The organism is Streptomyces sp. NPDC047085, from assembly GCF_040643735.1.
Lineage (GTDB): Bacteria > Actinomycetota > Actinomycetes > Streptomycetales > Streptomycetaceae > Streptomyces.
Genome location: NZ_JBEYUW010000006.1, coordinates 520,047 through 529,014 on the forward strand (window position 1 = coordinate 520,047; position 8,968 = coordinate 529,014).

General features: G+C 71.6%; 9 protein-coding genes and 1 pseudogene. 9 read left to right on the forward strand and 1 reads right to left on the reverse strand.

Annotated elements, in window-relative coordinates; translation table 11 throughout:
* Positions 1–103: 103 nt before the first annotated feature.
* From ABZ865_RS23700 to ABZ865_RS23740, 9 genes and pseudogenes are all read left to right on the forward strand, one after another.
* A complete protein-coding gene (locus tag ABZ865_RS23700; protein WP_361233575.1) occupies positions 104–430 on the forward strand; it encodes a hypothetical protein in 327 nt (108 codons plus the stop codon).
* Positions 349–1,941: pseudogene (locus tag ABZ865_RS23705) on the forward strand (catalase); the annotation flags it as partial. The gene ABZ865_RS23700 and the pseudogene ABZ865_RS23705, both read left to right, overlap by 82 nt.
* A 101-nt stretch (positions 1,942–2,042) precedes the next feature.
* On the forward strand, positions 2,043–2,462 hold the full coding sequence (locus ABZ865_RS23710) for a CBS domain-containing protein (protein ID WP_361233577.1): 420 nt from the start codon (positions 2,043–2,045) through the stop codon (positions 2,460–2,462).
* Positions 2,463–2,471: 9 nt separating this feature from the next.
* On the forward strand, positions 2,472–3,278 hold the full coding sequence (locus ABZ865_RS23715) for an alpha/beta hydrolase (RefSeq protein WP_361233580.1): 807 nt from the start codon (positions 2,472–2,474) through the stop codon (positions 3,276–3,278).
* Positions 3,275–4,669 carry a hypothetical protein gene (locus tag ABZ865_RS23720; RefSeq protein WP_361233583.1) on the forward strand — a complete coding sequence of 465 codons (1,395 nt, stop codon included), beginning with the start codon at positions 3,275–3,277 and terminating at the stop codon, positions 4,667–4,669. The genes ABZ865_RS23715 and ABZ865_RS23720 overlap by 4 nt, the downstream gene beginning before the upstream one ends.
* A 126-nt stretch (positions 4,670–4,795) precedes the next feature.
* The gene (locus tag ABZ865_RS23725) at positions 4,796–5,524 is read left to right on the forward strand and encodes a UdgX family uracil-DNA binding protein (protein ID WP_361233585.1); all 729 of its coding nucleotides are present in this window, start codon (positions 4,796–4,798) and stop codon (positions 5,522–5,524) included.
* Positions 5,525–5,611: 87 nt separating this feature from the next.
* On the forward strand, positions 5,612–6,394 hold the full coding sequence (locus tag ABZ865_RS23730; protein ID WP_361233588.1) for a DNA-formamidopyrimidine glycosylase family protein: 783 nt from the start codon (positions 5,612–5,614) through the stop codon (positions 6,392–6,394).
* Between the two features lie 126 nt (positions 6,395–6,520).
* The gene (locus ABZ865_RS23735) at positions 6,521–7,420 is read left to right on the forward strand and encodes an aminoglycoside phosphotransferase family protein (RefSeq protein ID WP_361233591.1); all 900 of its coding nucleotides are present in this window, start codon (positions 6,521–6,523) and stop codon (positions 7,418–7,420) included.
* Positions 7,421–7,466: 46 nt separating this feature from the next.
* On the forward strand, positions 7,467–8,528 hold the full coding sequence (locus tag ABZ865_RS23740; protein ID WP_361233594.1) for a hypothetical protein: 1,062 nt from the start codon (positions 7,467–7,469) through the stop codon (positions 8,526–8,528).
* Between the two features lie 31 nt (positions 8,529–8,559).
* On the opposite strand, the gene ABZ865_RS23745 is transcribed toward ABZ865_RS23740, so the two are convergent.
* Positions 8,560–8,968: transglycosylase SLT domain-containing protein (locus ABZ865_RS23745; protein WP_361233597.1), on the reverse strand; the 409-nt coding region annotated here is incomplete at its 5' end.

Genomic DNA, 8,968 nt, shown 5'->3' on the forward strand with positions numbered 1-8,968 from the left:
GTCCGGTCCATCCCTTTTGCCGACGCTTCGCGCTGACGGCGCATGTCCAGGACTCGACCGGGTAATCGCGGTGCGGAAAACGTGACGGCATGAGGAGGTCCCGATGTCCACCACCGAAACGCTTGTCGCCATCATCGTTCCCGTCGTGATCATTCTGGCCCTGCTCGGCGCAGGTGTGTGGATCATGATGCGGCGTCGGCGGCTGCAGGAGCGGTTCGGCCCGGAATACGAGCGGACCGTGCGCTCCGAGGACGGCCGGCTGGCCGGTGAACGCGAGTTGCGCTCGCGTGAGAAGCGGCACGACGACCTTGACATCAAAAAGCTGTCCCGGGAGGACCAGGAGCGGTACACGACATCCCGACCGGCGCCTCCGCGCACGACACGTTCTGGGACTTCGTCTCCCTCCAGCCGGAATCCCTCCACGCGGTGATGTGGCTGATGTCGGACCGGGCGATCCCGCGCAGCTTCCGCATGATGCAGGGCTTCGGCGTGCACACCTTCCGGTTCGTGAACGCCGACGGACGCGGCACGTTCGTCAAGTTCCACTGGAAGCCACGGCTCGGGGCGCACTCGATGGTGTGGGACGAGGCGCAGGAGTGCCAGGGCCGCGACCCGGACTTCAACCGGCGCGACCTGTGGGACACGATCGCGGCGGGCCAGTACCCGGAGTGGGAACTGGGTGTGCAACTCGTGCCGGAGGAGGACGAGTTCGCCTTCGACTTCGATCTGCTGGACGCCACGAAGATCATCCCGGAGGAGCAGGTGCCGGTCCGGCCGATCGGCCGGATGGTCCTTGACCGCAATCCGGAGAATTTCTTCGCCGAGACCGAGCAGGTCGCCTTCCACACGGCCAACGTCGTGCCCGGGATCGACTTCACCAACGATCCGCTGCTCCAGGCCCGCAACTTCTCCTACCTGGACACGCAGCTGATCCGGCTGGGCGGACCAAACTTCACCGAGCTGCCGGTGAACCGCCCGGTGGCGGACGTACGCAACAACCAGCGCGACGGCTACCACCAGAGCACGATCCACCGGGGCACGAACTACTTCCCGAACTCCCTCGGCGGCGGCTGCCCCGCCCCCGCGGGCGCCGACTCCACGGCCTTCACGCACTACGCGGAGCGCGTCGACGGCGCCAAGATCCGCCGCCGCAGCCCGAGTTTCCTGGATCACTACAGTCAGCCCGCGCTGTTCTGGAACAGTATGTCCGACTGGGAGAAACAGCACATCGTGCAGGCCTTCCGGTTCGAACTGGGCAAGGTCGGGGCGCCGCACGTGCGGGCCCGTACGGTCGAGCAACTCGCCCAGGTGGACGGCGAACTGGCGAACCAGGTGGCCCGGGGCATCGGGGTGCCCGAGCCGTCCGACGGCAAGGAGCCGGCCTCCAAGCAGTCCTCGCCCGCCCTCAGCCTGGAGGCACTGCCCGGAGACGGATCGATCCGCACCCGGCGCGTCGCCGTGCCGGCCGCCGACGGAGTGGACGGCCGGCAGGTCACGTCCGTACGACAGCTGCTGGAACCGGAGGGCGCGATCGTGGAGGTCCTGGTCGCGGCCGACGGCACCGTACCGGCGGCCGACGGCGAACCCTGCGCGGTCGACCGAGCGCTGCCGACCGTCGCGTCCGTGCTGTACGACGCCGTCGTCGTGCCCGGCACGTCCACCGGCACTTCGCCGCTGACCGCCGACCCGGACGCGATGCGCTTCGTCCGGGACGCCTACCGGCACGGCAAGCCCGTGGCGGCCCTGGGCAACGGCGTGGACGTCCTGTCGGCCCTGGGACCGGAGGGCCTGCACCTGTCCACCGAACCGCACCACATGGTGGCCGACCAGGGCGTGATCACGGACGTCACCCCGGACATCGCGGGCACGGACTTCGCCCACGCGCTGGTGGCGGCCATCGCGGCACACCGTCACTGGGGCCGGCCACCCGCGCGCGGCTGAACCGGCGCGGACCGATCCCGCGTTGCGCGACGCGCGCTACGGGTACTCGGGAGGCGGGATGCCGCATCGGCGTCCCCCGTCCCTGCCTGGAAGGAGGAACCATGACCCAGCAGGTGCGCGAGATCATGACCACGGACCTCGTCACGGTGGCGCCGCTGACCTCGGTGATCGACGTCGCCCAGCTGATGCGCAGTAAGGATGTCGGCGACGTGCTGGTGGTCGACGAAGGCCACCTGCGCGGAGTGGTGACCGACCGGGACCTCGTCGTCCGCGTCATGGCGGAAGGCGGCACCATCGGTGACCGCACCGTGGCGAACGTGTGCAGCGAGGACCTGATCACCGTGGCCCCCGAAGACGACGTCGACCAGGTCATCGCGCTGATGCGCGAGCGGGCCGTACGCCGTGTGCCGGTGGTCGAGGGCGATCACGCCGTCGGCATCGTCTCCTTGGGAGACCTGGCCATCGACCGTGACCCCGGCTCCGCGCTCGGGGGCATCAGCGCGGCGCGGCCCAACGAGTGAGCACGGAAGATGCGGCGGATCACGAGGGAGATCCGGGGCACGCGGCTGACCGCGTGGCGGGATCCCGGCCGGAGACCACCGGTGGTGTGCGTGCACGGCGCCGGGGTCTCCAGCCGGGAGTTCCTGCCCTTCCTGGAGGCCCTCGCTCCGCACCACGACGCGTGGGCCGTCGACCTTCCGGGCTTCGGCGCCAGCCAAGATCCCAGCTACGGGAGCGAACAGCCGCTCGGACTGCGGGCGCTCGCCGACTCGCTGGACGACTGGCTGGCCGCGGCCGACCTGGACCCGGCGGTGCTGCTCGGCTCCTCCTTCGGCTGCCAGGTCGCCGTCGACTTCACCGTACGCCGTCCCGAACGCGTCGCCGCGCTGGTCCTCGTAGGCCCGACCGTCGACCCCGCAGCCCGCGGCTTCCTCCATCAGGTGCTGCGCTGGGCCCGCAACGCACCCCACGAACGGCCCTCGATGGCCCCGCTCAACATCGCCGACTACCGGGACGCGGGACCGCGCCGCGTGGCCGGTGCGTTCGCCGAATCCCTGCGCGACCGCGTCGAGGACAAGCTGCCGCACGTCCCCGTGCCCGCCCTGGTGGTCCGGGGCGCCCAGGACCGGATGGTTCCCCAGGAGTGGGCCGAGGAGGCCACCCGGCTGCTGCCCGCGGGACGGCTGGCCGTCGTACCGCGGGCCGGCCACATGGTGCCGTACCGGCAGCCGGACGCGCTCGCCGATCTCGTCCGGGACTTCCTCACCCACGCCCTGGACCCGGAGGCCGGAGCGCACACCGACGGACTCCCGGAGGCGGGGAGGGCAGCGCGGTGAAGGCGTCCAGAACCGTCGCCGCCTTCGACTCGGCCACCGGCATGCTGCGGGCACTGTCCCGGTTTCTCACCGGCCGGGACGTCCCGGCCATCGGCAGCCTGCCCGCCGCCCTCGAGCCGCCGCTGTCCGGCCTGCTCGGAAGCCTGAACCACCTGCCGACCGCCGTCCAGGAACGGGTCTACGCCGTCAGCGGCTGGGCCGAGGCCGTCCCGATGCGCCGGGCGGGCGAGGTGAGCTCCCCGGCACTCGCCGAATGGATCACCGGTCACTATCCCCGGCGCCGCTACCCGGTGGTCTTCGTCGGCTCCGCCAACGGCGCCCTGATCCATCTGGCCGCCGCGCTCGACGCCGCGTGGCTGCCGCAGACACTGCTCGTGCCCGTACGCCGCCACCACGTCGCCCCGGACGACGCGCGCGGCGACCTGGCCGCCGCCCGCGACGCCGGCCGGGCCCTGCTCGCGGCCAACCCGGACCTCGTCCTGCACCACATGCACGACCCCAACCAGGACCGCCTGATGATCGCCGGCATGACCTACTTCCGGGTCAAGTGGCACCGCCTGCCCGAGGCGTACCGCCGGTTCATCGGCGAGCGGCTGGCGCCGGGCGGCCTGCTCGTCGCCGTCGACTGCACCCTGGGCTGGCCCACGACGACCGTCGACGACCGGTACGTCTTCCAGTTCGGCGCCCTCGGCGACGCCACGCCCGAGGAGTACCACCGGGGCGGCCCACGCGTCGCCGACCTGCTCGCCCGCTACGACGCCCCTGCGCGCCGCTGGGACCCGCCGGCACCCGACGGCGACAGCCCCGAAGCCGAGTGGGGCACGCAACGCGCGCTGCTCGACGACCTGTCGGCCCACGCGCGACGGAACCGGCTCCGCCTGGACGTCCTGCGCTTCGACACCCCGGAGCGGCTCAGCCCCGCCGTGGCCGACCTCTACCGCGCCACGTACGCCGAGCGCGGCGTACCCACCGGCCGCCTCCTGGTCGACTCGTTCCTGCTCCTCGACCCCTGGCAGACGCTCCGCACGGGCTCGGTCCCGTACTGGTCCGTCTTCGGTACCGAGGCCTCCCGGGCCGGACTCGAGCACTACCTCGACACCACCGACCCGTACGACGAGATCCGCGTCCTGCTCTTCAACCACGGCACCGACTCGATCGGGCTCGCCGGCTCGGAGGACTGGCGGCGCACGGCCGCCCGGGCCCGCAAGATCGGAATCCTGACCGGCGTGGACGCCGCCGCGTACCCCCGTGACTTCGCCAGCCTGATCCGCTCGCACCAGGCACTGAGCCGCATCCGCTCGCGCTCGCCGCTGCCGCTCCCGCTGGCCGTCGACACGGCCGTGGAAGCACTCAGCGGGCGGGACGGGATCACCTGGACGCACGTCGGGTGACCGCCCCCGACCGGCTGCCTCGAACCGCCGTACGGATACACCCGCGCACTTCCCGCCCGCCGGGGTACTCGGACCGGGAAGGCCCGCCGGGTGACGAGGACGGGCGCACGGGGAGCGAGGAACGTCATGGGCAGCACAGGAACCGGGGGCCGCGGAGACCAGAACGGACACGAGCACGACGCGACGCCCTACCTCCCGGGCGAGCGCGCCGGTCTGCCGGGACTGCGGAAGGCGGCCGCGCAGTGCCGCGGCTGCCCCCTGTACCGGGACGCCACCCAGACGGTGTTCGGCGAAGGAGACGCCGACGCGGGAGTCCTGCTCCTCGGCGAGCAGCCCGGCGACCAGGAGGACCGGCAGGGCAAGCCGTTCGTCGGCCCCGCGGGCAGGGTGCTGAGGCGCGCCCTGGAGGACGCGGGCATCGACCCGGAGAACGTGTACGTCACCAACGCGGTCAAGCACTTCAAGTTCACGATCCCGGAAGGCCGCAAGCGCCGTATCCACAAGGCCCCGAGCCTGCGGGAGATGACGGCGTGCCGGCCCTGGCTCGTGGCCGAACTGCGGGTCGTGTCACCGAAGGTGGTCGTCGCGCTCGGCGCGACGGCGGGCAAGGCCCTGCTCGGCTCGGGATTCCGGGTGTCCGAGCAGCGCGGCGCCCTCCTGCCCTGGCCCGGCCTCGACGGCTCCGGCGAGGCCGACGAGGGGATCACCGGGCTGGTCGCGACCATCCACCCCTCCGCCGTCCTGCGCGCCGACGACCGCACGCCGGTCTACGAGGGCCTCGTCGCGGATCTGCGCATCGTCGCGGACGTACTGAAGAACGGCGACGCAAGCGCCCGCAACGACGAGGACCGCTGACTTCTCGGCGGCCATGCGCTGAACCGCGGAACCGGCCGCAGGGCGACCTGCTTCGACCGTGCGACCTCACACACTCGGGAGGCAGAGATGCCGGAGTTGCCCGACGTCGAGGGCTTCCGCGACGTACTCAACACCTGCGGCCGGGGCCGGCGCGTCCGCCACGTCGACGTCCGCGACACGGGAGTCCTGCGCGGGGTCACCGCGAAGCGTCTGCGACGGGAGGTGGAGGGACGGCGGCTCGGACAGCCGTGCCGCCACGGCAAGCTGCTGGTCGTCCCGGTCGGTGACGGTCCGGCGCTCGTCTGGCACTTCGGCATGACCGGCGAGCTGCTGTCCGCCCGGGCGGACGATCCGCTCGACCCGCACGACCGGGTCGTCCTGACCCTCGACGGCGAACGGCAGCTCCGCTACCGGGACCAGCGCAAGCTCCAGGGCATACGGCTCGCCCCCGACCAGCGGGCACTGGAGCGCCTGCTCGCGCCGCTGGGCCCCGACGCCCTCGACATGAAGCGCCCCGCCTTCCTGGAGCTGCTCTCCGGGCGGCGCGGTGCGATCAAGGGCGTGCTGATGGACCAGGGCCTCATCGCCGGGCTCGGAAACCTGCTCAGCGACGAGATCCTCTGGCGGGCACGCGTGGCCCCCGGGCGCCCGGCACGGGAACTCGGCGACGACGAGGCGCGTCACGTCTTCACGGCGATGCGACGGGTGCTCTCCACCGCCACCCGCGCCGGACGCGTGCCGCCGCGCCGCAACTGGCTCACCGGCCACCGCGACGACACCGAACCGGCATGCCCGCGCTGCGGCACCCCCCTCAGCTCACGCCGCGTCTCCGGCCGCCGCACCGTGTGGTGCGAGCACTGCCAGCACTGAGGACGTGAGTCTGCGTGGTACGTCCGTCTGCGTGCGGAAGAGCCGCCGGGAAGGTGCGCTCGCGGAAAGGTGCGCTCGTGGAAAGGTGTTTGACGCCTGTCGGCGTCCGGTGGTCGGATGCCGACCATGAGCGCGGGGCAGATGCATCCAGGCATGCATCCCATTGACGACGGCCTTGTACGACGGTTGATCGCCGGACAGTTCCCCCAGTGGGCGGGACTGCGGGTGGAGCGGTGGCCGTCGGGTGGCACGGTCAATGCCATGTACCGGCTGGGCGACGACATGGTCGTCAGGCTGCCCCTGGTGCGGGGCGGGGCCGACGACGTGTCGATGGAACAGCAATGGCTGCCGCGCCTCGCACCTCACCTGCCCATACGCATCCCCGAGGTGCTCGGGGCGGGGAAGCCGGCCGAGGGGTATCCGTGGCCGTGGTCGGTGTACCGGTGGCTGGACGGAGAGCATCCCGAAGCGGGGGCGCTCAGCGAACCCGTTCTGTTGGCCGAGGAGTTGGCCGCGTTCGTGGCGGCGATGCGGAGCCTCACGCTGCCGGCCGCGCCTCAGGCGTACCGGGGCGGGCCCGTCGCCTCGCTCGAAGCGGAAACCCGGGCGGCGATCGAGGAACTGCGCGGGATCCCGCAGGAGGACGTCGACTGCGATGCCGTGACCGCCGTATGGGAGCAGGCGCTGCGCGCCCCGGACTGGGACGGGCCGGCGGTGTGGCTGCACGCCGATCTGATGCCGGGCAACCTGCTGGTCGACGGCGGCCGACTGGCCTCGGTCATCGACTTCGGGTGCATGGGCGTGGGAGATCCGGCCTGCGATCTGTTCCCCGCGTGGAATCTGCTGCCGGCCGACGCCAGGGAGGTCTTCCGCGAGGCGCTCGACGTCGACGAGCCGACCTGGATCCGGGGCCGCGGCCGGACACTCTCGCAGGCACTGATCGCACTGCCCTACTACCGGAAGACGAACCCCGCGATGGCACACAACGCCCGGCACGTGATCCGGGCGGTGCTGGACGAGGGCTGACACGGGGAGCGACCAGGCTGTCAGATGCGTCCGTTACCTTCAGCCCATGTCGATCACTGCACATCTGCGCGACTCGGTGCGGCTGCCGGATGGAGACTCCCTCGTCAACGGCTTCGCCCTCGAAGGCCGTGGCGACGGGCCGGGCCGCGCCCTGCTCCAGAACGGGCACGAGCTGGAGGTCTACGACCTGTCCGAGGTCTTCGCGGGGGAGCACGCACCGGCTGCCGTCTTCCCGCTTCCCTGGCCGGGCTGGGACATGGGCGTCCATTCGGTCAGCCCCGACGGTTCCTTCGCGGTGTTCTCGGGCCAGCGCGCGGTGCGGGCGACAGGCGTGGGCGGAGAGACGCTGTGGGAGTACCGGCACGCCTGCTGGGGGCCCGAGATCGGCCACCTCCACACGGGGGACGAGCAGGAGGTGTGCCGCGGCCTGGAGCATGGATCATGCCGCGTCTCGGACGACGGCCGGCTCGTGTGGGCACACGTCGTGGTCGAGCCGGAAGCGGGGAACTGGCAGGAGTGCTGGGTCGTCCTGGACGCCCGTGACGGACGAGAGCTGGCCCGGCTGCCGCTGGACAGCGTGGCCTCCGGCTCGCACCACCTCTCCCACCCGGACGGTGTCCACATGGGTCTGTGCATCGGCATGGGCCAGGACGGCATCCTGCTGTACTGGGCGCGCTGGGACGGCGAGAAGCTGACCAGTTGGGACCTGAACGAGACAATGGACCGCATCCTGGCGGATGTTCACGCGGGCCATCCGGGCTTCCTGACGGTCGAGCACTACGGAGCGGACCTGCGACTGCACGCCTTGGACGGCACGGTGCTCGCCGAGGGGGCGCGCGAGCCGGCCGACGACGAGGACCGGCGCTGGGTGCACGGCTGCGGCTTCGTCGACGCCGACACCGTCATCGCCTCGACGATCGAATCCGACGACGGCCCGAAACGAGCCCGCCACTGGCTGCTGGACGCCCGCACCCTGGACATACGCGGATCGCTGGCGTATCCCACAGGCCCCGTAAACCGAGAAGTGCGCCCACTCGGTGACGGCACCTGGCTCACCTACGACCGTGCCGGCGAGACGCTCAACCGCTGGTCCCGGACACCGTCTTGAGGCCACGCGGCGTTGGCCGCGCGGTGACGCCTCAGTAGGCGGAGTTGACGTTGTCGATGGAGCCGTAGCGGTGGGCGGCGTAGTTGGCGGCGGCGGTGATGTTGGCGACGGGGTCGGTGACGCTGTGGGCGGTGCCGTCGACGTGGTAGGCGTTGAAGGTGGGGTCGATGACCTGAAGGAGGCCCTTGGAGGGGGTGCCCTGCTTGGCGTTGACGTCCCAGTTGTTCTGGGCGGTGGGGTTGCCGCCGGACTCGCGCATGATGTTGCGCTTGAGGCCGTCGTAGCTGCCGGGGATGCCCTTGGCCTTCATGATCTGCAGGGACTGCTTGATCCAGCCGTCGAGGTTGTTGGCGGTGCCGGTCTTGGGGGTGGTGTGGCTGTCGCCGGTGGCGGCCGCGGTGGTGGCGGTCTTGGCCTGGGGCATTTCGGCGGCCTGGGCG

Bases quoted from the DNA above. Each gene is read 5' to 3' on its own strand.
- ABZ865_RS23700 (WP_361233575.1), top strand. From the start codon at position 104: ATGTCCACCACCGAAACGCTTGTCGCCATCATCGTTCCCGTCGTGATC.
- ABZ865_RS23735 (WP_361233591.1), top strand. From the start codon at position 6,521: ATGAGCGCGGGGCAGATGCATCCAGGCATGCATCCCATTGACGACGGC.
- ABZ865_RS23710 (WP_361233577.1), top strand. From the start codon at position 2,043: ATGACCCAGCAGGTGCGCGAGATCATGACCACGGACCTCGTCACGGTG.
- ABZ865_RS23715 (WP_361233580.1), top strand. From the start codon at position 2,472: ATGCGGCGGATCACGAGGGAGATCCGGGGCACGCGGCTGACCGCGTGG.
- ABZ865_RS23730 (WP_361233588.1), top strand. From the start codon at position 5,612: ATGCCGGAGTTGCCCGACGTCGAGGGCTTCCGCGACGTACTCAACACC.
- ABZ865_RS23725 (WP_361233585.1), top strand. From the start codon at position 4,796: ATGGGCAGCACAGGAACCGGGGGCCGCGGAGACCAGAACGGACACGAG.
- ABZ865_RS23740 (WP_361233594.1), top strand. From the start codon at position 7,467: ATGTCGATCACTGCACATCTGCGCGACTCGGTGCGGCTGCCGGATGGA.